At 64.1% G+C, this 23,291-nt stretch carries 28 protein-coding genes; all 28 read left to right on the forward strand.

What is annotated here, in order from left to right; genetic code table 11:
- Positions 1-236: 236 nt before the first annotated feature.
- The 28 genes from ABE459_RS16480 to ABE459_RS16615 all read left to right on the forward strand — a co-directional run bounded on the left by ABE459_RS16480 (position 237) and on the right by ABE459_RS16615 (position 22,948).
- The gene (locus ABE459_RS16480; protein WP_258704280.1) at positions 237-584 is read left to right on the forward strand and encodes a phage holin family protein; all 348 of its coding nucleotides are present in this window, start codon (positions 237-239) and stop codon (positions 582-584) included.
- Between the two features lie 160 nt (positions 585-744).
- Positions 745-1,326: a terminase small subunit gene (locus ABE459_RS16485; protein WP_346648084.1), complete on the forward strand. Its 582-nt coding sequence runs from the start codon at positions 745-747 to the stop codon at positions 1,324-1,326.
- Positions 1,327-1,330: 4 nt separating this feature from the next.
- Positions 1,331-3,373 (forward strand): phage terminase large subunit family protein, encoded by a 2,043-nt coding sequence (locus ABE459_RS16490; RefSeq protein WP_346648085.1) that lies wholly within the window; start codon positions 1,331-1,333, stop codon positions 3,371-3,373.
- A gap of 1 nt (position 3,374) precedes the next feature.
- Positions 3,375-3,581 carry a hypothetical protein gene (locus ABE459_RS16495; protein ID WP_054064802.1) on the forward strand — a complete coding sequence of 69 codons (207 nt, stop codon included), beginning with the start codon at positions 3,375-3,377 and terminating at the stop codon, positions 3,579-3,581.
- Positions 3,578-5,059 (forward strand): phage portal protein, encoded by a 1,482-nt coding sequence (locus tag ABE459_RS16500; protein ID WP_346648086.1) that lies wholly within the window; start codon positions 3,578-3,580, stop codon positions 5,057-5,059. The genes ABE459_RS16495 and ABE459_RS16500 overlap by 4 nt, the downstream gene beginning before the upstream one ends.
- The gene (locus ABE459_RS16505; RefSeq protein ID WP_346648087.1) at positions 5,056-6,207 is read left to right on the forward strand and encodes a head maturation protease, ClpP-related; all 1,152 of its coding nucleotides are present in this window, start codon (positions 5,056-5,058) and stop codon (positions 6,205-6,207) included. The genes ABE459_RS16500 and ABE459_RS16505 overlap by 4 nt, the downstream gene beginning before the upstream one ends.
- Complete coding sequence (locus ABE459_RS16510) at positions 6,204-6,551, forward strand: head decoration protein (protein WP_346648088.1); 348 nt, start codon at positions 6,204-6,206, stop codon at positions 6,549-6,551. The genes ABE459_RS16505 and ABE459_RS16510 overlap by 4 nt, the downstream gene beginning before the upstream one ends.
- Before the next feature lie 60 nt (positions 6,552-6,611).
- Entirely contained in the window at positions 6,612-7,607 is a 996-nt protein-coding gene (locus ABE459_RS16515) for a major capsid protein (RefSeq protein WP_346648089.1), read from the forward strand.
- A gap of 2 nt (positions 7,608-7,609) precedes the next feature.
- A complete protein-coding gene (locus tag ABE459_RS16520; RefSeq protein WP_346648090.1) occupies positions 7,610-7,924 on the forward strand; it encodes a hypothetical protein in 315 nt (104 codons plus the stop codon).
- Positions 7,921-8,583, forward strand: a complete 663-nt coding sequence (locus ABE459_RS16525) for a hypothetical protein (RefSeq protein ID WP_346648091.1) — start codon at positions 7,921-7,923, stop codon at positions 8,581-8,583. The genes ABE459_RS16520 and ABE459_RS16525 overlap by 4 nt, the downstream gene beginning before the upstream one ends.
- Complete coding sequence (locus ABE459_RS16530) at positions 8,576-9,067, forward strand: hypothetical protein (RefSeq protein WP_346648092.1); 492 nt, start codon at positions 8,576-8,578, stop codon at positions 9,065-9,067. Before ABE459_RS16525 ends, ABE459_RS16530 begins: the two co-directional genes overlap by 8 nt.
- Entirely contained in the window at positions 9,064-9,708 is a 645-nt protein-coding gene (locus tag ABE459_RS16535) for a phage baseplate assembly protein V (RefSeq protein ID WP_346648093.1), read from the forward strand. Before ABE459_RS16530 ends, ABE459_RS16535 begins: the two co-directional genes overlap by 4 nt.
- A gap of 41 nt (positions 9,709-9,749) precedes the next feature.
- On the forward strand, positions 9,750-9,971 hold the full coding sequence (locus ABE459_RS16540; protein ID WP_346648094.1) for a hypothetical protein: 222 nt from the start codon (positions 9,750-9,752) through the stop codon (positions 9,969-9,971).
- 2 nt (positions 9,972-9,973) lie between these two features.
- The gene (locus ABE459_RS16545; protein WP_346648095.1) at positions 9,974-10,300 is read left to right on the forward strand and encodes a GPW/gp25 family protein; all 327 of its coding nucleotides are present in this window, start codon (positions 9,974-9,976) and stop codon (positions 10,298-10,300) included.
- The gene (locus ABE459_RS16550) at positions 10,297-11,178 is read left to right on the forward strand and encodes a baseplate J/gp47 family protein (RefSeq protein WP_346648096.1); all 882 of its coding nucleotides are present in this window, start codon (positions 10,297-10,299) and stop codon (positions 11,176-11,178) included. Before ABE459_RS16545 ends, ABE459_RS16550 begins: the two co-directional genes overlap by 4 nt.
- A gap of 1 nt (position 11,179) precedes the next feature.
- Positions 11,180-11,791, forward strand: a complete 612-nt coding sequence (locus ABE459_RS16555; protein ID WP_346648097.1) for a phage tail protein I — start codon at positions 11,180-11,182, stop codon at positions 11,789-11,791.
- The gene (locus ABE459_RS16560) at positions 11,784-13,571 is read left to right on the forward strand and encodes a phage tail protein (RefSeq protein ID WP_346648098.1); all 1,788 of its coding nucleotides are present in this window, start codon (positions 11,784-11,786) and stop codon (positions 13,569-13,571) included. The genes ABE459_RS16555 and ABE459_RS16560 overlap by 8 nt, the downstream gene beginning before the upstream one ends.
- Entirely contained in the window at positions 13,568-13,966 is a 399-nt protein-coding gene (locus ABE459_RS16565; protein WP_346648099.1) for a phage tail assembly chaperone, read from the forward strand. The genes ABE459_RS16560 and ABE459_RS16565 overlap by 4 nt, the downstream gene beginning before the upstream one ends.
- Positions 13,967-14,047: 81 nt before the next feature.
- Complete coding sequence (locus ABE459_RS16570; protein ID WP_346648100.1) at positions 14,048-15,214, forward strand: phage tail sheath family protein; 1,167 nt, start codon at positions 14,048-14,050, stop codon at positions 15,212-15,214.
- 12 nt (positions 15,215-15,226) lie between these two features.
- Positions 15,227-15,736, forward strand: coding sequence for a phage major tail tube protein (locus tag ABE459_RS16575; protein ID WP_346648101.1), 510 nt, complete (start codon positions 15,227-15,229; stop codon positions 15,734-15,736).
- Positions 15,737-15,763: 27 nt separating this feature from the next.
- Positions 15,764-16,060: a phage tail assembly protein gene (locus ABE459_RS16580; protein ID WP_346648102.1), complete on the forward strand. Its 297-nt coding sequence runs from the start codon at positions 15,764-15,766 to the stop codon at positions 16,058-16,060.
- Between the two features lie 131 nt (positions 16,061-16,191).
- The gene (locus tag ABE459_RS16585) at positions 16,192-18,792 is read left to right on the forward strand and encodes a phage tail tape measure protein (RefSeq protein ID WP_346648103.1); all 2,601 of its coding nucleotides are present in this window, start codon (positions 16,192-16,194) and stop codon (positions 18,790-18,792) included.
- Positions 18,793-18,801: 9 nt separating this feature from the next.
- Positions 18,802-19,641, forward strand: coding sequence for a phage tail protein (locus ABE459_RS16590; protein ID WP_346648104.1), 840 nt, complete (start codon positions 18,802-18,804; stop codon positions 19,639-19,641).
- On the forward strand, positions 19,616-19,822 hold the full coding sequence (locus ABE459_RS16595) for a tail protein X (RefSeq protein WP_125858053.1): 207 nt from the start codon (positions 19,616-19,618) through the stop codon (positions 19,820-19,822). Before ABE459_RS16590 ends, ABE459_RS16595 begins: the two co-directional genes overlap by 26 nt.
- A 55-nt stretch (positions 19,823-19,877) precedes the next feature.
- Positions 19,878-20,930 carry a contractile injection system protein, VgrG/Pvc8 family gene (locus ABE459_RS16600; protein WP_346648105.1) on the forward strand — a complete coding sequence of 351 codons (1,053 nt, stop codon included), beginning with the start codon at positions 19,878-19,880 and terminating at the stop codon, positions 20,928-20,930.
- A gap of 23 nt (positions 20,931-20,953) precedes the next feature.
- The gene (locus tag ABE459_RS16605) at positions 20,954-21,505 is read left to right on the forward strand and encodes a glycoside hydrolase family 19 protein (RefSeq protein ID WP_346648106.1); all 552 of its coding nucleotides are present in this window, start codon (positions 20,954-20,956) and stop codon (positions 21,503-21,505) included.
- The gene (locus ABE459_RS16610; protein WP_346648107.1) at positions 21,505-22,050 is read left to right on the forward strand and encodes a lysis system i-spanin subunit Rz; all 546 of its coding nucleotides are present in this window, start codon (positions 21,505-21,507) and stop codon (positions 22,048-22,050) included. The genes ABE459_RS16605 and ABE459_RS16610 overlap by 1 nt, the downstream gene beginning before the upstream one ends.
- Positions 22,051-22,378: 328 nt before the next feature.
- On the forward strand, positions 22,379-22,948 hold the full coding sequence (locus ABE459_RS16615; protein ID WP_346648108.1) for a hypothetical protein: 570 nt from the start codon (positions 22,379-22,381) through the stop codon (positions 22,946-22,948).
- Positions 22,949-23,291 lie beyond the last annotated feature (343 nt).

Genomic DNA, 23,291 nt, shown 5'->3' on the forward strand with positions numbered 1-23,291 from the left:
ACCTATGGGGCAACACCAAAGTGAAGCCAAGCCGGGGTGGTGTATTCCCCCGACATTTGCCAGACATTCCCCCTGTGTTTACCCCATATTGCGGGATGGCATTAAAACTCGCTTGCTGCCACCGGAATCGACCTGTAAAAAGTACCCATCTTCGAGACGTGCGGGCGCACAAAGCAGCTCGCCACACACCAGAAACCCCGGCCCTTGCGCCGGGGTTTTTGCATTTGGGGGAAGGGATGAACAGCGAGCAACAAGCCTTGGCCGAACTGCCGATCTGGATGGTGATCGTACTGTCCCTGGTCGGCGGTGTGTCGGGAGAGATGTGGCGGGCGGACAAGGCGGGCGCTCGCGGTTGGGGTCTGGTTCGCCGGTTGGCATTGCGGTCCGGTGCCTGCGTCACCTGCGGGTTGTCGACCAACATGCTGCTGTACGCCCTCGGGGTTTCGGTGTGGGCGGCGGCGGCAGTCGGTTGCCTGACCGCGATGGCCGGCGCCGACGTGGCGATCAACCTGTACGAGCGCTGGGCCGCCAAGCGGCTGGGCCTCGGGCAGGTGGCCCCGCAGGCAGGCGAGCCGGGTCAGTGACCCGCCCGGAATCCTGGGAGGGGCGGGGGACCCTGGCGAATTTCGCCGGGTACGGGACCGGGAACCCGCGATTCTTTGTTAGCGGGAGGTTCACCAGCTTAGTGAACTGCGGTGAACTGGTTAACCCCCTGAATTCATTGGGTGAACTGGACTTTCCGACATGACACACCTGACGAAATCGGAGTTCGCCGCCCGCCACGGATGGTCGAAATCCTACGTTTCCAAACTGGCCAAGCAAGAGCGCCTGGTGATGACCGCCGACGGCAAGGTCGACGTCGAAGCCACCGAGCTGCTGCTGGCCGAATCGGCCGACCCGAGCAAGGCCGCCGTCGCGGCTCGGCATGAAGAGAATCGGGTCGAGCGAGATGTGCGCAGCCACCTCCAACCAGGCGGCGAAACACCTGCGGTGCAGCCACCCGAACTCGCAGTCGGGGGCGCCCACAACTTCCAGAGGGCGAAGGCGCATCGCGAGTTCTACCTCGCGCAACTGGCCGAAGCCGAGTTCCACAAAGTCCAGGGCAACCTGGTCGAGCGCAAGGCAGTGGAGGACGCGGCCTACACGGCTGGCCGGATGCTGCGTGACCAGTTCTTCGGGCTCGCCCCGCAGCTGGCCGCCGAGGTGGTTGGCATGAGCGACCCGTGGGACATCGAGAAACACCTCGCAGGCGCCTTCCGCCGCGTCTTCACCGAGGTCGGCAAGATGAGTACGACCGACCTCGACCGAGCCATCACACAGAGCTGAGCCTATGCCCACCGGATACGCAGACGGTGCCGAGGTGTACCGCGAAGCGTATTGCCGAGGGCTGACGCCTGACCCCGAGCTGTGGGTAGACGAGTGGGCGGACGAGTACATGCGGATCCCGCGTGATACAGGTGCCGCTGAGCCCGGCAAGTACCGCACCGCGCGTACGCCGTATGCCCGCGAACCCATGCGCTGCCTGTCGCCTGCGCACCCGTGCAAGCGGGTGGTGACCAAGGTCGCCTCGCAGCTGATGAAAACGCAGATCGCCCTCAACTGGATCGGCGCGCTGATCCACATGGCCCCCTCCAACATCCTGACGCTGCTGCCCAGCCTGGCCCTGGCCAAGCGGGTGTCGTCGCGGATCGGCAAGACCATCGATGTGACGCCCGAGCTCAAGGAGCGTGTGGCGGCGAACCGCTCCAGGGATGCACGCAACACCATGGACACCAAGGAGTTCGAGGGCGGCACGCTGTACGCGACCACTGCTGGCTCGGCCGCCAACCTGTCCGAACTGTCGGCACGGTACGTTTACGGCGACGAGGTCGACCGCTGGGACGTCGATGTCGATCAGGAGGGCGACCCGATCAAGCTGGCCGAGGCGCGAGGCAGTACCTTCGGCCGCAACGCCAAGTTCTATTTCTCCAGCTCACCGCTCATCAAGGGTGCCTCGCGGATCGACGATCTGTTCATGATGGGGGATCAGCGGCACTACTACGTGCCATGTCCGACCTGCGGGCACATGCAGGTCCTGAAGTGGGATCGCCTGCTGTACTCGCCGGACTTCAGCAGGGTGCATTACCAGTGCGAAGGCGCTGAATGTGACGTGCTGATCGAAGAGCATCACAAGGCCGAGATGCTGGCCAATGGCGAGTGGCGCGCTCACGCCCAGGGCGATGGCGAGACGGTGAGTTTCCACCTCAACGCGCTGTATGCCCCGTTGGGCTGGCATTCCTGGGCCATGCTGGCTCGCGAGTTCGAGGAGGCCAAGCGCGCCCAGGATCGCGGCGACTTGGAGCCGATGCAGGTGTTCTACAACACTCGCCTGGCCGAGGTCTGGGACAGTGCGATCGAGCAGACCAAGGCCGAAGTGCTGCAGGCCCGCGCGCTGCAAGAAGACTACGTGCTCGGCACCTTGCCCGTGGGGGCGCTCGCGCTGACGGCATCCGTCGACGTCCAGGCCAACCGCCTGGAACTGATGGTCATGGCCTGGGGCGCCGGCATGGAGCGCTGGGTGGTCGATCACCAGGTGATCCCTGGCGATCCGGCCGACGAGCGCACTTGGGCGCTGCTCGATGATCGCCTGAAGATCCGCTACCGCCACCCTTGCGGCGTAAGCCTGGCGATCCTGGCCACCGGCATCGACTCCGGCGGCCACCACACCCACGAGGTCTACCAGTTCACCCGCGTGCGTCGTTGGCGCAACGTGTTCGCGCTCAAGGGGGCGAGCAAGCCGGGCCGGCCTGTGATCGCCCAGCGCCCGTCGCAGGTGGATGTCACCTGGAAGGGCCAGACCGAACGCAACGGCGCCGAACTGTGGATCGTCGGTACCGACACGGCCAAGGACTGGATCTACAACCGCTACAGCTTCGAGAAAGGCCCTGGCGCTCTGCACTTCGCCAAGGACCTGCCGGACGAGTTCTTCCAGCAGTGCGTGGCCGAACGCAAGATCGCCCGCTACGTGAAGGGTTACAAGCGGATCGAGTGGGTCAAGAGCAAGGCTGAGCGCAACGAGGCGCTGGACCTCATGGTGTACAACCTGGCGATGGCCAACTTCCTCGGCCTGCACCGGTACGGCGAACACGACTGGGACAAGCTGAGGCAGGCGCTTGCGCAGGCCAGCCTGTTCGATCAAGGCGAGCAGCAGCCAGCCCGGCCCCAGGCCAACGAGTCGGCGCCCGACGACCAGGATGAAGACGATCCGCCGCCACCAGCTGCGCCGGTTCCGGTCAGGCGCCCCGATCCGCCCCCGCCACAGCCGGCCCCGAGGGCCGCGCCCCAATCCATGCAACGCCGCAGCTCCAGCAGCGGCTACCTGAAGAGACGCTGACATGGCATACACAAAAGCAGACCTCGCCACCGTCGAGCGTGCGATCGCGCGTGGTGAAAAGGTCGTTCGGTACTCGGACCGTACCGTCGAGTATCGAACGGTCGACGAGTTGATCAAGGCCCGCGACCTGATCCAGTCCGAACTGGTGAAGGCCGCCGGCCCGCGCTCGCGCGTGACTCGCCTTTACCATGGGGGCAAGGGACTGTGAGCGGACGTTATATGTCCCTCGGCCGTTCGGGCATCTTGGTGCCCGAACGGATCAAGGCCAGCTACGAAGGCGCCGCCGAGGGACGGCGCTCATCGGGGTGGGATGCGCCGGACACTGGCGTAAACAGCCTGATCATGCCGGCCTTGCGCAACCTGCGTTCCCGCTCCCGCAGCGCGGTGCGCAATGACCCATACGCCGCCAACGTCATCGACAAGCGGGTCAGCAACCTGATCGGCACCGGCATCACGCCGCATCCGCAGCTCACCGACAAAGAGCTACGCAAGGCCATGCAGGTCCTGTGGGAGGACTGGGTCGATGAGGCTGATGCCGATCAGCTCACCGACTTCTACGGCCTGCAGGCCCTGGTGGCACGTACGGTCGAGCAGTCGGGCGAATGCTTTATCCGCCTGCGTCCGCGCCGGCCGGAGGATGGCTACGCGGTGCCGCTGCAGCTGCAGTGCCTGGCGCCGGAGTTCGTTCCTCACGACAAGTTCGAGGTGACCCGCTTCGGCAACGTCATCCGCGCCGGGATCGAGTTCAACGGCATGGGCCGGCGGGTGGCGTACTGGTGTTATCGGGTCCACCCCAGCGACAAGTCCTCGCTGAATGTCGGCTACAACCAGTTGGTGCGCGTCCCGGCCGAGCAGATGCTGCACATCTTCGAGCCGCTGGAGCCTGGGCAACTGCGCGGCGTTCCGCGCCTGGCGCCGGTCCTGAAGCGCTTGCGCAGCCTGGACAACTTCGACGATGCGGTGCTGTTCCGGCAGGAAGTGGCCAACCTGTTCGCAGGCTTCGTGCACAAACCCGCGCCGGAGGGGCGGCCACAGCTCGATCCCCTCACTGGGGCGCCCCTCGACCTCGACCGCGACGGCTTCACCCCCATGGTGGGGCTGGAGCCCGGCACGGTGCAGGAGCTGGGGGCAGGCGAGGAGATTGAGTTCTCTGACCCGCCGGACGCGGGCAACAACTACCGCGACTTCATGCGGCAGCAGCTAATGGCCGCTGCTGCCGGCACCGGCTTGCCGTACGAGTTGATGACCGGCGACATGCAGGGCGTGAACGACCGCGCGATCCGCGTGGTGCTGACCGAGTTCCGGCGCCGGCTGGAGCAGCTCCAGTTTCAGGTCTACGTCCACCAGTTGTGCCGTCCTGTGCGGCAAGCCTGGTTGGACATGGCCGTCCTGGCCGGGGCGCTCGACCTGCCTGACTACTCGCAGCGTCGCCGCGAGTACCGGCGGACCCGCTGGGTGCCGCAAGGTTGGGCCTACATCCACCCGGTTCAAGACGTCCAGTCCCGGCAGATGGAAATCGCTGCCGGCTTCACCACACGCAGCGAGACCTGCTTGCGCAACGGTACCGATGCCGAGGTGGTGGACGAAGAGAACGCCGCCGATCTTGCCCGGGCGAATGCCCTGGGTATCAAGTACAGCACGTTGTCGGCGGTCGATGATGACCCCGACGAGAAGGAGAAACCATGACCCCCTTGAAACCGCTCCGTATCTTCAACAAGGCGCCCACGCCGCAGCCGGAAAACGAGCAGCACTGGTACCGCATCAGCGCCGCGACCAAGGCTGAAGGCGCTGCTGACACCGAGCCAGCGCCGATCGAGATTTACATCTATGGCGAGATCGGAGGGTGGGGCATCACCGCCAACCAGTTCCTCCGCGATCTGAAGGCGATCGATGACGGTGTCTCGCCGGTGCATGTGGCCTTCAACACCAACGGCGGCGACCTGTTCGAGGGTGTGGCCATTCATAACGCACTGGCCCGCCTGGGCGAGCGCTGCACCGCCCGGATCGATGCCTTGGCGGCCAGCGCAGGTAGCGTTGCGGTATGCGGCGCTCACCGGGTGGTCATGGCGTCGAACGCAATCCTCATGATTCACAACCCCTACACCTGGATCGAAGGTGACGCTGAAGAGCTGCGCCGGGTGGCCGATGTGCTCGACCAGGCGTTCGAGGTGATCATCGCGGCTTATAAGGCCAAGTCGCCCGAGATCGACGAAGCCGAGCTGCGGCGCTTGGTCAACGATGAGAGCTGGCTCACGGCGCAAGAGGCGCTAGACCTCGGGCTGGTCGATGAGATCGGCAGCGGCGTGCAGGTGCGTGCCTGCCTGGGCAATGGCGCGGCCATGGCCCGGTACCAGAAAACCCCGCAGCCGTTGCTCGATCAGTTGGCCGGCAAGCCGCCGGCTGAAGATCCGGCTAAGCCGCCTGCGTCGACCAAGCCTGAAGTCGCCGACGCCACGGCGCTGGCGCTCATGATCACCCAGGACTGCGCCAAGGCCGGTATCGGCAACCTGGCTGAGACGCTGATCGCTTCGACCAAGCTGACTAGCGCGGCCACGGTGCAGGCCGCGCTGAAGCAGGCCAAGGGCGTGCATGATCTCTGTGTCGCGGCGCGGCTGCCCGAACTGACCAAGGAGTACGTTGCTGCCGGCCTGGACCCTGACGCGGTGCGGGCGCGGCTGTTCGAGAAGATTGTCAGCTCCGGTAAGGGCTTCGAGATCAACAACGCCTTACCGCCTGCAGACGATGAGCAGCCGACGGTTAAGGCACTGCTACCCAACCCATCCAATATCTGGGCTGCCCGCCGGCAGGCCACCAATAAAGGAGCACGACCATGAGCACCATCCGCCAGGAACCGGTCCACGCCGGTGAATTCCTGCTTTCTGAAGGGAATGGGCAAATCTCTCGCGAAGCCATCAACGTTGCCCCCGGCCCGGCCCTGGTCGCCGGCCAGTTGCTCGGCCTGGTTACGGCCACTGGCGAGTTCGCGGCCTACAGCCCCGCAGCCGAGGATGGCAGCGAAAAGGCTGCCTGCATCCTTTTTGCCTCGCTTGGCGAGTCCGACATCGTGCGGCGTGGTCGCGCAGTAGTGCGGCTGGCCGAGGTCAGCGAGGCCCTGCTGACGGGCCTCGATGCCGACGCTGAACAAGCCCTGGCGGCGCACAACATCATCCTGCGTTGACCAACCCCGCTTTCTTATCAACCCCGCCTCGAGCGGGGTTCTTACTTTCTGGAGTACCACATGGCTGAGATTGCCCTTTTTCAAGATGATGCATTTGGCGTTGCAGCCCTGACTGCCGCCATCAACGAACAGGAGTATGTGCCAGGTCGCCTGGCAGCCCTCGGTTTGTTCCGGGAGGAAGGTGTCGCGACCTTGACCGTGCAGATCGAAAAGGACGGCGATACGCTCGCCCTGGTCCCGGCGGGGGAGCGCGGTACATCCGGCCTGGTGGTGGCCGGCAGCCGGCGCAACCTGATTCCGTTCAATACCGTCCATCTGCCGCAGCGCTTCGCAATCATGGCGGACGAGATCCAGGGGATCCGTGCGTTCGGCACCACCACTGAGCTGCAGGCTGCTCAGGCTGTTGTGAACAAGCGTCTGACCAAGGCCCGCAGCCAGCTGGATGCCACCCACGAGTTTCATCGCATGGGGGCAATCAACGGCAAGGTGTTTGACGCTGATGGGACGTCGGTGTTGCTGGATATCTACAAGGTCTTCGGTGTGCAGCAGCAGAAGTTAGCGATGGGGCTCAATGACCCGGAGTCGAACGTCCAGGCGCAGTGTGTTGATGCACTCGACATGCAGGAAGATGCGCTCGGCAACGTTACCACCACCGGTGCTCGCGCTTTCTGCGGTAAGACGTTCTGGAAAAAGCTGATCGCGCACAAGTCGGTCGTCGACACCTACAAGGGCAGTCAACAAGCCGCTTCCTTGCGAGGCGACGGGCGTGAGTCGTTCGAGTTCGGCGGCATCAGTTGGGAGCGCTATCGCGGCAAGGTGGGTGGTGTGGCGTTTGTTGCTGACGACGAGGCCCGTCTGGTGCCCGAGGGCGTCTCGGATCTGTTCCTCTCGGTTTACGCGCCTGCAGACTACATCGAGACCGTTAACACCGAGGGGCTGCCGTACTACAGCAAGATCGAGGAGATGCCGTTCGGCAAGGGTATCGCGGGTGAGGCACAGTCGAACCCGCTGCATCTTTGCACGCGGCCCCGTGTCGTCATCCGCCTGACGCTCTGATCATGGCCTTCCGGGACTTGATCGACGATGTGGACGACACGGTGTTCGATGTCCTGGCCGATCGCGCCCTGATCGAGGGGCGCGAAGTTCAGGGCATGTTCTCCGCGCCTTGGCTGCAGCCGAAGCTCGGCCGCATCACGACGGCCCTGCGCGAGCCGAACCTGGTCATCCGAGTGAAAGACAACGCTGGCGTCGAAACCCGGCAGCGGGTCGAGGTCGACCTGCCGAAGGAGGACGGCGGCGGCGTGTACACGATCGCGAGTATCGAGCCAGGCGGCGACGGGCTGGTGGCCCTGGTGCTGAGGAAAGCAGCATGAGCGTCGGCAGCTACAGCAAGGTGTCCTCGAGCACGGGGATGATCACGCTGCAGGCCATACCGCAGCAGGTCGCCGGGTTCGAGCAGTTTGCAGCGCTCGCACCCAAGGCGATCGCCGCCGCGCAGCGCCGGGCCATCAACAAAACTCTGCGCTGGCTGCGCACGCATGTTGGACGCGCGGTGGCCCTGCAGGAGCGCATCGCGGTGGCTTCGGTGCGGCAGCGCCTGCGAGCCTACCCGGTCGGTAGCAATGGCCAGGGCAAGCTGTGGTTCGGCCTGGACCCAATCGCTGCCAGTCGGGCCGGCAGGCCGCGACAGACCCGCAACGGGGTCTCAGTCGCGGGCCGGCGCTACCAGGGCGCCTTTTTCAAGGCGGTCTACGGTGGCCGGCCGGACATCTGGATCCGCACGGCCAGCAAGCACTTCAAGGAGAGCGACTACCCGAGCAGCGATATCTCGGGTGGGGGCGGGCCCAGCTCGGGGTGGATCGCCGAGAACGGCAGTCGCTTCCCCCTGGCCAAGGCCATGATCTCGCTGGAGGACGTCAGGCCCCACTTCGAATCGTGGACTGCCAAAGCCCACCAGCGGCTGCTGGAGGTCATGCGGCAAGAGCTCAACTACGAGCTGCAGAAACTACTGGGGAGAGTACGCAGTGGATGAAGAACACGATCCGCTACCGCTCGACGCTCTATACGCGGCGATCGAGCGACGCATCAGCGAGACAATCCCTGCGCTGCAATACGTCGGCACGATGCCTGACCGCCTGGAGCGCGTGGCTACACCGGCCGTCGTGATCGAGGTGGCCGAGTGGGAGCCCGGCCCGGACCCTGGTACGGGGGAGGTCGGCGTGGATATGCGATTCGAAGCGCGGGTGATCGTGGCCGGCGAGGAGGACTACAGCCTGCGCATGGCCGCCTTTACTGCAGCACAACTAACCGTGTTGTTGCGCCTGCAGACGTGGGACGTTGTCGCCGAGCCGGCCAAGTTTGTGCGGGCCGCCCAGGACTGGACTCGTCCCGAGCTGGACGGTTACGCCGTCTGGGTCGTCGAGTGGACGCAGGTTATCTACCTCGGCCAGGAAGAGTGGCCATGGCCAATCCAGCCACCAGGTGAACCGATAGTTGTTGGGGAGGATCCTCTATGAGTTACGCGTCAGCCCAGCATGACCGCATGCTGGCCGATGTGGTGCTGCCCTGCGTGGTGGTCGCGGTCGATACGGCGGCTGCCCGTGTGCGTGTTTCTGATGGCCGCGACTGGACCAGCGCTTGGGTTCGCTGGCATTCGCAGGCCGCTGGCAAGGCCCGCCACTGGCGGATCCCGAGCCTCAACGAACAGGGCGTGCTGATCAGTCCGAGCGGCAACCCCGCGCACGGCACCTTCGTGCCGGGCCTGTACGGCAGTGCTGGGGCGCCGCCCGACAACCGCGACCACGTCGAGGTGTGGCGCTTCGACGATGGCGGGTCGCTGGTCTACGACTGGCAGGCCAAGAGTTACACCATCGAGCTGCCATCGGGCACGGTGAAGGTGAAGGTAGGCGCCACGGTGGCCACCTTGACCGGCGACGCGATCAGTGCCGAAACAACCACGCTGACGGCGAAGGCGACCACTGTTAGCGTCAAGGCCACCAGCATCACGGCTGAGGCAACCAGTGCCGCTATCAAGGCCGCCAACATCACCCTGGAAGGCCAGGTGCAAATCAATGGGCCGCTAACGGTCACAGGCGACATTAACGGCGGTGGCCGGATCATCGACACTGCCGGCAACACGGCCAACCATAAACACTGAGCAGCCCGCCCCGAGCGGGTTTTTTTACGCCTGGAGGATCCATGGCCAAGACATCGCAAGACACCGGGGAAGGCGCTGAGCTTTCGGCGCCGGTGGGGCAGACCGTCACCTTCATCGACCAGGAGTACAGCCGCCGCCAGCTGTTTCTGCCCGACTGGGCCGAACTGGTGGTGGTGCAGGGTGTGGTCGAGGTCAAGAGCGACGACACGCGCGCCCTTGAGTACCTGCGCAACCGGCCTGACTTCAAAGAACAAGAGGCCTGACCATGATCGGCATGGACCGTCGCACGGGGCAGCTGGTCACCGGCCTGTCGCACCTGCGGCAGTCCGTCGAAGACATCCTGGGCACCCCTGTTGGCAGCCGGCGCATGCGGCCTGAGTACGGCAGCCACCTGCGCCGGTACGTCGACCTTCCAGTTAACGAGGGTTGGAAAAGCGCTGTGCAGGCCGAGGTGGCGCGTGCCCTTGGGCGCTGGGAGCCGCGCTTGAAGCTCGAGCGTGTGCGTGTGCAGGCCGTCATCAACGGCCAGGTCACCCTGCAGCTGTCTGGTCAGTACCTGGGCGACAGCGCGCTGGTAGAGGTGATTGTATGAGTACGATGGATTTGACCCAACTCCCGGCGCCGCGCGTGCTTGAGAGCTTGGATTACGAGAGCGTGTACGACGAAGAGTTGGTCCGGTTCCGCGAGTACATGGGCGACAAGTGGGATGCGCTGCTCGAGAGCGATCCGATCACCAAGCTGATCGAGCTGGGTGCCTACCGCAAGCTGCAGAACCGGGGCCGGGTCAACGATGCGGCCAAGGCCTTGATGCTGGCTTTTGCCGCCGGGTCTGACCTGGACCAGCTGGCGGCCAACGTCAGCCTGCGGCGGCTGGTGGTACAGGCCGAGGATCTCAAGGCGGTACCGCCGGTCGAGGAAGTGCTCGAGGCCGACGACGCGCTGCGCGAGCGGGTGCAGCTGGTCTATGAAGGTCTGACCACGGCAGGCCCGCGTAACAGCTACATCCTGCATGCGCGCAACGCTTCAGGGCAGGTGGCCGACGCCACGGCGGAAAGCCCGGCCCCGGCCGAGGTGGTCGTCACGGTGCTGGCCCTGGAGGGTGACGGCAGCGCATCGCCGGAGCTGTTGGAAGCGGTGCAATTGCACCTGAGTGAAGATGACGTCCGCCCCCTGGCCGATCGGTTGACGGTGCAAGCGGCCGAGATCCTGCCCTATCGCATCGAGGCGGTGGTGGACATGGTCGGTACCGGGCCAGAGAACGAGGCCATTCTGGCCGAATGCCGGCGCCGGCTGGGTGCTTGGGTCAATCCCCGGCGCCGGCTGGGGGTGGCCGTGACCCGTTCGGGTGTTGATGCGCAGGTGCACATCAACGGCGTCGAGCGGGTAGAGCTGGTGGGGTGGCAGGACGTCACCCCGGACAAGGCCCAAGCCGCTTGGTGCCAGGGCTTCACCGTCACGCGGGGTGGCTGACATGAACAGCCTGCTGCCGCTGAACAGTACCCAGCTCGAGCGGGCCGTCGAGTACGCCACGGACGAAGTCACCGACGTGCCGCTGCGCACCTTGTACAACCCGGACACCTGCCCGGCGCACCTGCTGCACCAGTTGGCCTGGGCCTGGTCGGTGGACCGCTGGGACGACAGTTGGTCGGAGGCGGTGAAGCGGTCGGTAATCCGCTCGGCGTTCTTCGTTCATGCGTACAAGGGCACCATCGGCGCGCTGCGCCGGGTGGTCGAGCCATTTGGCTATCTGATTGAAATCAACGAGTGGTGGCAGCTCCAGCCCCCTGGTCCTCGCGGCACCTTTGCACTGAAGGTGGGTGTCTCGAACGGCGGCATCAGTGAAGACACCTATCTGGAGCTGTCCCGGCTGATCGATGACGCCCGGCCTGTCAGCCGGCACATGCTTGGCTTGGACATCAGCCTGGAAGCCTACGTCCCGGCCTACCAGGCGGTACCGACCTGCGACGGCGAAGTGATCGAGGTGTACCCGTGGGAAGCCTCCGACATCGATGTCGACGTGGGTGCCTTCGAGGCGCTGACCGACCACTCCACAGACATACTGGAAATTTACCTGAATGGCTAACTCAACCACACAATTTGGCGGGTTCCTGACCAACGTCGGGGTTGCCCAGCAGGCCAACAGTGCCGCGCTGGGCCTGCCCTGGAACATCACTCATATGCTGATCGGGGACGCCGGTGGCGATCCGGCGCAGGTGCCTGACCCGACGCCAAGCCCCGCACAGACGGCCCTGGTACGTCGAATGTACCGGGCGCCGCTCAATGCGCTGTACAAGTCGCCTGTAGACCCCAACGTGTTGGTGGCCGAACTGGTGCTGCCGCCGGAGATCGGTGGCTGGTGGATCCGCGAGCTGGGCCTGGAGGATGCGGACGGCAACTTCATTGCGGTGGCCAAGCCGCCGCCCAGCTACAAACCTTTGCTGCAGCAGGGGTCGGGCCGGACCCAGACCATCCGCATGCATGTGGTGTTCGGCAATGTGGCGAACATCAGCTTGAAGATCGATCCAAGTATCGTGCTGGCCACCCGCGACTATGTCGACAAGGCCCGCGAGGCGAACGAGTTGTATGCCCGCAACCAGGTCAAGGCGCACGCCGAGGCCGCCGACCCGCACCCGCAGTACCTGCGCCGCGCGGACGTGGCCAAGGACGCCGGCCCGCTGGCTTGGGTCGGGCTTGCGACGGGCACGGCCAATGCCCTGGTGCTGGCCCTCAAGAGCAGCGAGGCGGTATTGCCGGCCTATGCGGCCGGCCAGCGTTTCCAGTTCCAAGCGGCTGCCGACAACACGGGCGCAGTGACCGCGAAGGTCGGCGGCTTAGCCGCCAAGGAAGTGAAAAAGGCCGGCGCCACTGGTCTGGTTGACTTGGCGGCGGGGGATATTCGCGCCGGGGTGCTGTTCGAGCTGTCGTACAACGGCACGGTGTTTCAGCTGCGCGAGGCCTTCACCGATGTGTACCCAAAGGGCCAGACTTACAGCCGGGCGGAAGTTGACGACCTGCTGAAAAATGCCGGCGCGCTGCCGGTGGGTGCTGTGGTGGCGTTTCCCATGACGCAGGTGCCGACGGGGTTTCTTGAGCTGAACGGCACCCCGAAAAGTATCGCCATGTACCCGGCCCTCGCGACCTATCTGGGCACCAAATACAACAAGGGCGACGAGGAGCCCGGTTACTTCCGCCTGCCAGATTATCGGGGTGAGTTCCTGCGCGGTTTGGACAATGGGCGCGGCCTAGACCCCGACCGGGTGATTGGTTCAAGTCAGCTGGGTACTGCCGTTGCCTTTGACGATGCAACAGGCTTTGGCGTAGCCGGATGGCACGCCATGACCACCGCTGACGACGGCAAGCCTGAGCTGTTTGGCGCTGACCGCGCGTCGCGCGCTGACTACCCGAACGGAAATACCCAGCTGGTCACGTCGGCCACGTCGACGCTGGTTACCGTTGGTATGGCGCGCCCGCACAACATTGCGGCGATCTGGTGCATCAAGGCATGGGGTAGCGCGGTAAATCAGGGGCAGCTCGATGTGGCCGCCTTGGCTGCCCTGGTCGCGGCCGTCGAGCAGCGACAAAAGGCCCTGGGTGATGGACAGACTAACCAGAACCTGACCGCCACCCGCTTGATGGGCACGACGTACACGAACACGACGGGCCGCACCATCTGGTTTCAGGCCGCTGTCAGTATGCTGCAAGGGGTGTCCTCGACGGTCACCGTTGGCGGCGAACAGCGTAGCTACATCGCCAACAACGGCACGGGCGGCGTCACAGGCACGCATTCTGTGCCTGTGCTGCACGGTGAGTCTTACAGCGTCAACGGCGGCACGCTGGTGCGCTGGAACGAGGTGCGTACATGAGCATGGACATGAAGTACTACAAATGGCCGGACAGCGCAGAGCTGCCTTACGCGTATGCGGCGGACGGCTCGCAAGATGTATTCATTCTGTCCGGCCTGGTCCCGATGACTGACGCCGAGGTGCAGGCGCACATTGAGCGAGTGACAGCGCCGCCGGCCGTGCCAGTGGACAGCGAACGCCAGTGGCGGGACACCGAGCTGGCGGCGCTGGTCTGGCTGCGTGATCGCCACCGCGATCAGCTGGAAATCGGTGGTCAAACCACGCTGACGCCCGAGCAGTTCACCGAGCTGCTGATTTACATGCAGCAGTTGCGCGACTGGCCGCAATCGCCCGAATTTCCCGAGTCGTCGGCGCGCCCGGTGGCGCCGCCCTGGATCGCTGAACAAACCCCATGACGCCCCGCATTGACGGGGCGTTTTCATTCCTGCGGTACCAACGGCCTCGCTCTGCGGGGCCTTTTCCATTCTGGAGATTGTATGAGCGGATTCTTTCACGGCGTCACCGTGACCAACGTCGACACTGGCTCGCGCCCGATCGCGCTGCCGGCGTCCTCGATCATCGGCCTGGTTGACACCTTCACCGAAGGCCCGGATGCCACGGCCAAGGCCAACGACCTGGTGCTGATCACCAACGAGCGCGAGGCGGTCGCGGCCTTCGGACCGAACGCGGCCATCACCAAAGCCTGCCGTGCCATCTACACCCGAGCCAGGGCGGTGATCGTTGCCTGCGGCGTTGCCAAGGTCGAGGCCGCGCCCGAGCAGACCTCGGCGATCATCGGCGGCCAGCTGGCCAACGGCAAGCGCACCGGCCTGCAGGCGCTGCTCGACGGCAAGAGCCGGTTCAACGCACAGCCGCGGTTGTTGATCACACCGAAGCACAGCGCCACCCAGGCGGTCGGTACCGCGTTGGTGGCCCTGGCCGACAAGCTGCGCGGCATCGCCATCATCGACGGCCCTAACACCACCGACGAGGCGGCCATCGCCTACGCCGGGGAGTTCGGCGCTAAGCGGGCCTACATGGTCGACCCAGGCGTGCAGCTGTGGGACACCGATGTCAACGGCACGATCGACGCCCCCAGCTCGGCCTGGGTCGCCGGCCTGTTCGCCTGGACCGATGCCGAGTACGGGTTCTGGGCCTCGCCGTCGAACAAGGAGTTCGTCGGCATCAGCGGTACAACGCGCCCGATCGAGTTCCTCGACGGCGACGAAACCTGCCGCGCCAACCTGCTGAACAACGCCAACGTGACCACCATCATCCGCGATGACGGCTATCGCCTGTGGGGTAACCGCACGCTGTCGAGCGATCCGAAGTGGGCCTTCGTCACCCGTGTGCGGACCATGGACATCGTGATGGACGCGATCCTGTACGGGCACAAGTGGGCGGTCGACCGCTCGATCACCGCGACCTACGTCAAGGACGTGACCGAAGGCCTGCAGGCGTTCATGCGCGACCTGAAGAACCAGGGCGCGATCATCAACTTCGAGGTGTTCGCCGACGAGACGCTGAACACGGCCAGCCAGCTGGAGCAGGGCAAGGTGTACTGGAACATCCGCTTCACCGACGTGCCGCCGGCTGAAAACCCCAACTTCCGCGTTGAGGTCACCAACCAATGGCTGACCGAAGTCCTCGACTCTGCCGCTTAAGGAGCGCACCGCATGGCAATGATTCCCCAAACCCTGGCCAACCTGAACCTGTTCGTGGATGGCGTCAGCTTTCAGGGCGACGTGCCCAGCCTGACCCTGCCCAAGCTCACTCTGAAGATGGAAGAGCACCGGGGCGGTGGTATGGACCTGGCGGTCGAGATGGACCAGGGCATGGAAAAGCAGGAAGCCGCCTTTACCACCATCGGCGTGCGCCGCGAGTCGCTGAAGTTCTTCGGCCTGGCTGACGGCACCGCGTTCAATGGCACCTTCCGAGGGGCGTTCAAGGGCCTCAAGGGCAAGATCACCCCGGTGATCGTCACTCTGCGCGGCAGCCTTAAGGAAGTCGACATGGGCGACTGGAAAGCGGGCGACAAGGCCGAGATCAAGCACAGCGTCTCGGTCACCTACTACAAGCTCGAAGTCGACGGCCGCCTGGTCTACGAGATCGATGCCTTGGGCATGAAGCGTGTGATCGACGGCGTCGACCAGCTCGCTGCCCAGCGTCAGGCCCTGGGCCTGTAAACCCTCAAACAGAAAGGACACCTACCCATGATCAAGAAAACCCCTGCGTACCTGAGCCTCGAGGCCGATCGCGTCACCGTCCGCCTGAGTCGTCCCACCGAGTGTAACGGCGTCCAGGTCGACAGCATCAGTCTGCGTGCGCCGACCGTGCGCGACATCCGCGCTGCCCAACAGGCCACCAATGGTGACGACGAACAGCGCGAACTGAACCTGTTCGCCTCACTGGCTGAAGTTGGTGTGAAGGATCTCGAAGGGCTGACCCTGAAAGACTACAGCCGTCTGCAGAGCGGTTACTTTCGTCTGGTGCAAGACGACGAGCTTTGACCCATACAACCAGAAGCGGCTGGCCAAGCGGCTGGCCGCCGAGCTGGGTTTCTCGGCAGCGGAGATCTCGGCGATGTCCTTTGCGGACATGGTCTGGTGGCTCACGGATTGAGCCTGCAGGAGGGTAGAACATGGCAAAGCTGGCGATTGCACTGGAGATCGGCGGCGCCGTGGCGGCATCACTCGGTGCTGCCTTCGGCACTGCCAAGGGGCATATCAAGAAGCTCGAGGAGAGTGGCAGTCGCGCCAAGGTGTTGAAGAACACCATCGGCGAGACGATCAAGCTCAGGGACGAATGGAAGCGAGCCCACGACAGCGGTTCAGCGGCGGCCTCCGGGCTGCTGCGCAAACTCGACACCAACCTCGACGCGCTGAAAAAGCAGGGCGTCGAGGTTGGGCGGCTGTCGAAGGAATACCAGCGCCTCGGGCGCGAAGCGAGAGCTGCAGATCTGCAGCAGAAAGGGCGGCAGCAGATCGATGCGGGCAAGTCCTCGCTGAAGTCGAACATCGGCGCCACGGTGGTTGGCGCCGGCTTGGCGGCGATTCCGACCAAGATCAGTGCGGATTATCAAGCGATCATCCGCGACATTGCGATCAAGGCGAATGTCGTCAACCAGCCGCAAGAGGCTCAGCTGAGCCGCGCGGTGATCGATACCTCCCGTGATACCGGGATGTCGCGTAACGACGTGGCAGACCTGATCAATCAGCTGGTCGGCGCTGGCATGGACCTGGATAAGGCCATGGCCTACGCGCCGACGGCGGCGAAATTCGCCATCGGCCAAGGCTCGTCGGGCGTCGATACGGCGGCGATGATTCAGGCGCTGCAGCAGAACGCCAAGATCACCGACCCCAAGGTCATGCAGCAGGCGCTGGAGGCCATCGCTTACCAGGGCCAAGCCGGTTCGTTCGAAGCGTCCGACATGGCCAAGTGGTTCCCGCAGCTGCTGGCCGGCATGGAGAAGGGCGGTGTCACTGGCCTGGATGCGGTCACCTCGCTGGGCGCGATGCTGCAGGTGCAGATGAAGACCGCTGGCAGTTCCGATGAAGCGGCGAACAACTTCAAGAACTGGATGGAGAAGATCGGCGCGGGCGACATCCAGAAGAACTATGAAAAGGTAGGCATCGACTACCAGAAGTCGCTGAACACCGGCCTGCAGAAGGGCATGAACGTCTTCGAGGCGTCCATGGGCCTGGCGCTGCAGTACGTCGAGAAGACCGACCCGAAGAAAGCCCTGGCCATGAAGGAGGCCCAGGCCAAGATCGACAAGGAAGTCGACCCGGAGAAGGCCACGGCAGCGCTGGCCGCCCTGGAGAAAAGCCTGCGTACCGGCGACGTGTTCGCCGATCAGCAGGTCAAGGCGGCGTTGACTGCCTACGCGCAGAACCGGGGTCTGTACAACACGTTGAAAGCCGATTCGCGCAATGCGGAGAAGGTCGCCGGCATCCTCGACAAGAACCTGGCCGAGCGCCGGGAAACGTCGAAGCAGCGGTGGTCGGAGCTGGGCCAGGCGGTGGACGACTCGATGCGTAGCATCGGCGATGCCATCCGCCCGGCCACCGACATGCTCGCCATTGGTCTGACCAAGATTGTTCATGGCGTGACTGATCTGTCGGACAAGCTGCCGGTCCTGGTCATGGGTATCTCGGGGGCTGCGGCGGCGGTGATGGCGTTCCTGACAGCGCGTAGCGCCATCAAGATCGGGCGCGGGGCGTTCAATGTCGCGCGCGGTCGAAGGATGGGGCGCGGCAAGGGAGGCGACGGATCGCTGGACATGCCCGAGACCGGCGACCCCGTGGTCGACGCGGGCCTCGGGGTGCTGGGCAAGGTGTTGGGGGGGAAGGCGGCGAACGATGGCGGCGGGGTGCTCGGAAACGAGCCGTTGCGTGTATTTGTGGTGAACGCTCAAGGCCTTGGCGGACTGGGCGATGCGCCTGTCGGCGGACGGTCCGGGCGTCGGCGTGGTCGCCGGAATGGTCCGGCGCCTCGGCGACGTCCTCGAACGCCGCCAACGCCTGAGCCGCCGGTCAAACCTGCAACGATGTGGTCGCGGCTGGCGGGGATGGCGGACGGCAAGAGCGTTGGCGGCATGGTGCGTAGCATTCGCAGCGTCACCAAGGGCTTATCGAACGGGCCGGGTGGCAAGCTCCTCGATGCAGTGCCGGGCGTGCTGGACGTCGCCCTCAACGCTGAAACACGGAATGAGAAAGCGGAAGGCTACGGCGGCGTTGCCGGTGGGCTGGCGGGCGCCTGGGCGGGTGGTCAGGCCGGTGCCATGGCCGGTGCTGCTCTGGGTTCGATTGTGCCGGGGCTCGGCACCGCCATCGGTGGTGTGGTCGGCGGGGCAATCGGCATGGCGATTGGCGGCCTCGCGGGCGACTCGGTTGGCGGCTGGCTGGGCAAGACATTGTTCGGTGAGGACGAGCAGGTGGCCGAGGGCAAGTCGGCGCCGGGTGATGTTGCTCGCTCCATTGCTGCTGCCGCGCCTGCGCCGACAGCGCCCGTCGTTGCCCAGGCGCTGGAGCAGGCCAAGCCGAAGGGTGAGCCGCCGAAGGTCGACCAGCAGTTCTCTTACATGCCGAACATGCCAATCACGATCCAGGGTGATGCCAAGGATCCAGACCAGTTGTTCCGGTCGCTGGAGTCGAGGATCCGCAGCAGCTGGGATAGCTGGTCGCGGGAAACCATGGGGCGGCAGGCAACTACTCAATTGTTCGACGAAGCCCACGTATAAGGAGGGGTCATGCCCTACATGGAGTCCATGAGCTCGGCGCTCTCGTCGTTGATCGAGGCGGGGGAGGCTGGCCGTACCAGCCTCGATGGAATGCTCGGGCCGTTGAATGGTGCGGTCAGTGACATGACCGGCGCGGCCTCTGAGCTGGAAGGGATTCCGGTGATTGGCCCGGCCATCGGCCAGAAAATGCAACGGACCATGCGAGCGATCAATGCCGCGCAGTCTGTCGTGGGCCGGGTGGCATCGACGTACAGCCAGGTGGTCAGTGGTGCGGCGGCGGTGCAGGAACGCCTCGGTTCGTTGAAGGAGCAGGCTGGCAAGGCCTCGGCAGCGATCAACCGCATAGCCGGGCAGGTGAGTCCGTCGTTGGCCAACATCCTGCCCACTGGCTCGGCGGGCATGACGCCGGCAGCGGAGGCGGTCCAGCCGTTCCCGCACCTGCTGATCCTGCAGCCGCTCGATCCGAAGGCGCCGCCGTACTACTTCAACCTGAACACGGCGGCGTTCGATGAGTTGCGCCGGCAGACTTCGGCGCGCTGGGCCGCGCAGGAGCGCCTGACCCGTGACATTGCCCAGCAGGCAGTGGGCCACGGTGAGGACAAGTTGAGCCTCAAGGGGGCGATCTTCCCGACGTTTAAGGGCGGCCTCAAGCAGCTCGATACGATCCGCGCGATCATCCGCACGCTGCAGCCGGTGACGCTGATCACCGGCTATGGCGACGTGCTGGGCACCTGGTGCTTGGTCAGTGCCGACGAGGAACAGAGCGCGCTACTGGGTGGCGGCATTCCGCGCAAACAAGGGTTCTCACTGGAGTTCGTGAAGTATGGCGAAGACATGCAGAACGTCTGACGGAGATCTGCTCGACACGCTGTGTTACCAGCATTACGGCCACCTCAACGGTACCGTCGAGCTGGTGATGCAGGCCAACCAGGGGTTGGCCGATGAAGTGCAGCCCTATCGTGCGGGGATCCTGATCCGCCTGCCGGATCTGCCGGTACCGTCGATCGAGACGGTGCTGCTCTGGGGCTGATCCCGCCCACTCACAAGCCCCGCCCCGTGCGGGGCTTTTTCATTCTGGAGGCTACATGCAGCCTACGTTTCGCATCGTCGCCGATGGCAAGGACATCACGGCGCTGATCAATGACCGGCTCCTGCTGTTGCGCACGACCGATAAACCGGGGATGGATTCCGACGAGTTCGAGTTGCGCATCGATGACCGCGACGCGGCCGTGGCGTTGCCCGGGCGAGGTGCCGGCATCGAGGTGCACCTGGGCTATGTCGGTCGGGCGCTGGCCCGCCTGGGTCGTTACACGGTCGACGAGATCGAGGTCTCAGGCCCGCCGCGCACCATCGTGATCCGTGGCAAGGCCAGCGATATGCGGGGTACCGGCAAGACCACGCGCAGCGGTAGCTGGGAGAACGTCCCGTTGTCGCAGATCGTGCGCGACATCGCCGCCCGCAACGGGTGGGCACCAGTCTGCCCGGTGCAGACGAAGGTCGACCGCGTCGACCAGCGCAATGAATCGGACTTCAACTTCATCACGCGCCTGGCCAAGCAGTACGACTGCACGGCGAAGGTCGGTGACGGCAAGTTGTTGGTGATGCCGCGCGAGGCCAGCGTAAATGCCAGTGGCAAGGCGTTTGGCACGGTGACAATCACCCCGGCCGATGTGAGCCGGTGGCAGTTCAAGCTCGGCGATCGCAGCGCACAGAAGGCAGTGAAGACCCAGCACCAGGACAAGAAGAGCGGCAAGTTGGTGGTGGTCGAGCTGGCCAACGACGAAGCGCCCAGCAATCTGCCGGCAGTCCATACCGACCGCCACATCTATCCCGACAAGACAGCCGCCGAACAGGCCGCCAAGGCCAAGTTGGCCGCGTTCAATCGCAGCACGGCCGGCGTGCGCCTGCAGATGGCGGGGCGCACCGACTTGTTTGCCGAGCGGGTCATCAACGCCCAGGGCTTCAAGATAGGCCTGGACGGTGAGTACCTGGTCGACAGCGTCGAGCAGACGTTCGATGCCTCCGGCTGGACTACGGCGGTGGAGTGCAACGGCGGCAAGAAGGGCAAGGCGAAAGCCAAGGGCAAGAAAAAGAAATCCGACAAGCCACTGAAGGTGGTCGACGTTAACCTGGCCTGAGCGGCCACTGCAGGAGATCCAACATGACTGTCACCCTCAAGCAGCTGCAGCACATCCTCCCCAACGCCGGCACTCAAGCCGGCGTTTTTCTTCCCGTCCTGAATGCGGCAATGGTCAAGTGGGGCATTGTCACCCCGCTGCGTAAGCGTGCTTTCCTCGCCCAGATCGGGCATGAGTCGGGCCAGCTGCGCTACGTCCGTGAGCTGGGCAACGACCAGTACCTGGCCAGGTACGACACCGGCAAGCTCGCTGCCCGGCTGGGCAACACGCCCGAGGCCGACGGCGACGGCCAGAAGTATCGCGGCCGTGGCCTGGTTCAGGTCACCGGGCATGACAACTACAAGCGTTGCGGCGAAGCCCTGGGCCTCGACCTGCTCGCCCGTCCCGAACTGCTCGAGCGCCCCGAGCACGCGGCCAACTCGGCCGGCTGGTTCTGGCACCAGGCCGGCCTCAACTCGCTGGCCGACAAGGGGCCGGCGGCGTTTGAAGCCATCACCCGCCGTATCAACGGTGGGCTAAACGGCCAGGACGACCGCCTGGCCATCTACAAGCGTGCCGAGCAGGTGCTGATCTGATGTCGCTCGGAGCGCGGTGTGTGCTGTTCTCCCTGCTGTTTGGGGCGACGGTAGGGGCTCGTCTGGCCTGGTTGTGGCAGGCCGACGAGTTGCAGAAGCAGGAGGCCGAATACGAGCGGCAGCTTGCGCAGAAAGACCTGGTGCACAGCCGCGAGCGGGAGGCCGCCGCCAGCGCCGCCCTGGATCAGCTGGAGCAGCAGCAGGTCGCCCGGCGTGACCTAGAAGACCGCCTGCAGGTGCAGGGTAAAACCCATTGGAAGGAGATGAACGATGCCCAACAAGCTCAGGCTCGCCTGCGCGACCGGCTGGCTACTGCTGATCTGCGGTTGTCAGTCCTGGTCGACGCCGGATCCGTTACCGCCCAGGGTTGTGGCGGTGGGGTGCGAGCGCCCGCCGGCACCGGAGGAGTGGTGGATGGAGCCCTACGCGCCCAGCTTGACCCAGCGCATGCTCGGCGAATTGTCGCCATCACCGACGAAGGCGATCGAGCAGTGATCGCGCTGAAAGCCTGTCAGACTTACGTGCGTGAAATCATGAAGCAGTAGAATGGCGAGCCGGTAGGTGGCCTTACCCGCCAGCCCTACCCGCCGAACGCACAGTGCCGGTAGGAGTTGAAGCCGCGATGCGTGTTGGGTTCAGCAGCAACTATCCGCGGTGGTGTGGATTGTGTGCCACATTGCTACGGCAGCAGTGGGCACAATCTGCCGACGTAAAAGGTATATGAATTTGCTTAAGTGATAGGGCTTGCTCGTGCGTTCGTCCGGATAGAAACTTTGCGAAATGGCTCGGCTCAGGGGGAGGAGCGGGATGAGTAGGAAAGCTAGTCAAGCTGATATTGGAACCAAGGTAATAGGTGTTAGGACTGTTGGGGACATGCTTTTCAAGCTGCATTGGGAGCTCATGCAGTTGGCGATCGCTCAGAGTAAAAGCCGTAAGGGTCTATCGGCGGTAACGGCCGCGACCTACGGTGCCTTCAACAGCGCTGTGACCGCATGGCATGTCGTCGATTGGGCGTGGGCGGCTCTTTCGCGTGAGCAGAAAAAACTGTTGTGTCCAACTGGAAAGATTGATGAGTTCAAGAAAGGCCTGATTGCCGACTGCCCTGAGCTTGGTATTTGTCAAGCCCTCACTAACAACGGAAAGCACGCAATTGCGACTTACGGGCCCAGCCTGAAGGTACGAGAAATTATCGGCATGCACTCTGTCCCGGTAGGGCAGTTGAGGGCAGGTGATCCGATCGGGACTATCCACCATGAGATTTATCTGAGTGATGGAGACGTTGAGCTACCGGCAATTGTTGTGTTCCGGAAGGTGGCCAGATTCCTTCAGGCAATGCTACTGAAGCTTGAGCTACTTGAGGAGCTGTGGAAGGAGGCTTGCTTCTTCGATGAACCCGCTGCTGCGCACTCAACCATAACGGAGATAAAGGTAAGTTCTCAATGAAAGCAGGTCATGATAAACCCGTTGATGCAGTGGCTGCACGAGTGGTCGCAAAGGGGGAGCAGTTTGAATACCAGGCAGCTGGCACGAGTCTGGATTCTGATTTGCCCTTGGCTACTAAACCAATACCCGTTGCGGCGCAAGCAAACCCATCCTTCAAAAATCATATAGGAGAGCGATTTGGACGGTTCACAGTCATAGGCCTCTCAGCTGATCGAAAAGGGCGCTGGGTATGCCGTTGCGTTTGTGGTCGATATTCAATGCGAAGCAGCTCGGCCATAGTCAGCTCTGCCGAAGATGCGTGCTGCGATCAGTGCTATCTGCAGGCGGTTTCAAAGCGTCATGA

The sequence above is a fragment of the Pseudomonas sp. TWI923 genome, from assembly GCF_039673365.1.
GTDB classification, from domain to species: Bacteria; Pseudomonadota; Gammaproteobacteria; order Pseudomonadales; family Pseudomonadaceae; genus Aquipseudomonas; species Aquipseudomonas sichuanensis.

Bases quoted from the DNA above. Each gene is read 5' to 3' on its own strand.
- ABE459_RS16600 (WP_346648105.1), top strand. From the start codon at position 19,878: ATGCAGCCTACGTTTCGCATCGTCGCCGATGGCAAGGACATCACGGCG.
- ABE459_RS16485 (WP_346648084.1), top strand. From the start codon at position 745: ATGACACACCTGACGAAATCGGAGTTCGCCGCCCGCCACGGATGGTCG.
- ABE459_RS16575 (WP_346648101.1), top strand. From the start codon at position 15,227: ATGGCAATGATTCCCCAAACCCTGGCCAACCTGAACCTGTTCGTGGAT.
- ABE459_RS16565 (WP_346648099.1), top strand. From the start codon at position 13,568: ATGAGCATGGACATGAAGTACTACAAATGGCCGGACAGCGCAGAGCTG.
- ABE459_RS16605 (WP_346648106.1), top strand. From the start codon at position 20,954: ATGACTGTCACCCTCAAGCAGCTGCAGCACATCCTCCCCAACGCCGGC.
- ABE459_RS16580 (WP_346648102.1), top strand. From the start codon at position 15,764: ATGATCAAGAAAACCCCTGCGTACCTGAGCCTCGAGGCCGATCGCGTC.
- ABE459_RS16490 (WP_346648085.1), top strand. From the start codon at position 1,331: ATGCCCACCGGATACGCAGACGGTGCCGAGGTGTACCGCGAAGCGTAT.
- ABE459_RS16570 (WP_346648100.1), top strand. From the start codon at position 14,048: ATGAGCGGATTCTTTCACGGCGTCACCGTGACCAACGTCGACACTGGC.
- ABE459_RS16510 (WP_346648088.1), top strand. From the start codon at position 6,204: ATGAGCACCATCCGCCAGGAACCGGTCCACGCCGGTGAATTCCTGCTT.
- ABE459_RS16495 (WP_054064802.1), top strand. From the start codon at position 3,375: ATGGCATACACAAAAGCAGACCTCGCCACCGTCGAGCGTGCGATCGCG.
- ABE459_RS16535 (WP_346648093.1), top strand. From the start codon at position 9,064: ATGAGTTACGCGTCAGCCCAGCATGACCGCATGCTGGCCGATGTGGTG.
- ABE459_RS16540 (WP_346648094.1), top strand. From the start codon at position 9,750: ATGGCCAAGACATCGCAAGACACCGGGGAAGGCGCTGAGCTTTCGGCG.
- ABE459_RS16610 (WP_346648107.1), top strand. From the start codon at position 21,505: ATGTCGCTCGGAGCGCGGTGTGTGCTGTTCTCCCTGCTGTTTGGGGCG.
- ABE459_RS16595 (WP_125858053.1), top strand. From the start codon at position 19,616: ATGGCGAAGACATGCAGAACGTCTGACGGAGATCTGCTCGACACGCTG.
- ABE459_RS16615 (WP_346648108.1), top strand. From the start codon at position 22,379: ATGCTTTTCAAGCTGCATTGGGAGCTCATGCAGTTGGCGATCGCTCAG.
- ABE459_RS16560 (WP_346648098.1), top strand. From the start codon at position 11,784: ATGGCTAACTCAACCACACAATTTGGCGGGTTCCTGACCAACGTCGGG.
- ABE459_RS16515 (WP_346648089.1), top strand. From the start codon at position 6,612: ATGGCTGAGATTGCCCTTTTTCAAGATGATGCATTTGGCGTTGCAGCC.
- ABE459_RS16520 (WP_346648090.1), top strand. From the start codon at position 7,610: ATGGCCTTCCGGGACTTGATCGACGATGTGGACGACACGGTGTTCGAT.
- ABE459_RS16545 (WP_346648095.1), top strand. From the start codon at position 9,974: ATGATCGGCATGGACCGTCGCACGGGGCAGCTGGTCACCGGCCTGTCG.
- ABE459_RS16550 (WP_346648096.1), top strand. From the start codon at position 10,297: ATGAGTACGATGGATTTGACCCAACTCCCGGCGCCGCGCGTGCTTGAG.
- ABE459_RS16505 (WP_346648087.1), top strand. From the start codon at position 5,056: ATGACCCCCTTGAAACCGCTCCGTATCTTCAACAAGGCGCCCACGCCG.
- ABE459_RS16590 (WP_346648104.1), top strand. From the start codon at position 18,802: ATGCCCTACATGGAGTCCATGAGCTCGGCGCTCTCGTCGTTGATCGAG.
- ABE459_RS16480 (WP_258704280.1), top strand. From the start codon at position 237: ATGAACAGCGAGCAACAAGCCTTGGCCGAACTGCCGATCTGGATGGTG.
- ABE459_RS16555 (WP_346648097.1), top strand. From the start codon at position 11,180: ATGAACAGCCTGCTGCCGCTGAACAGTACCCAGCTCGAGCGGGCCGTC.
- ABE459_RS16525 (WP_346648091.1), top strand. From the start codon at position 7,921: ATGAGCGTCGGCAGCTACAGCAAGGTGTCCTCGAGCACGGGGATGATC.
- ABE459_RS16585 (WP_346648103.1), top strand. From the start codon at position 16,192: ATGGCAAAGCTGGCGATTGCACTGGAGATCGGCGGCGCCGTGGCGGCA.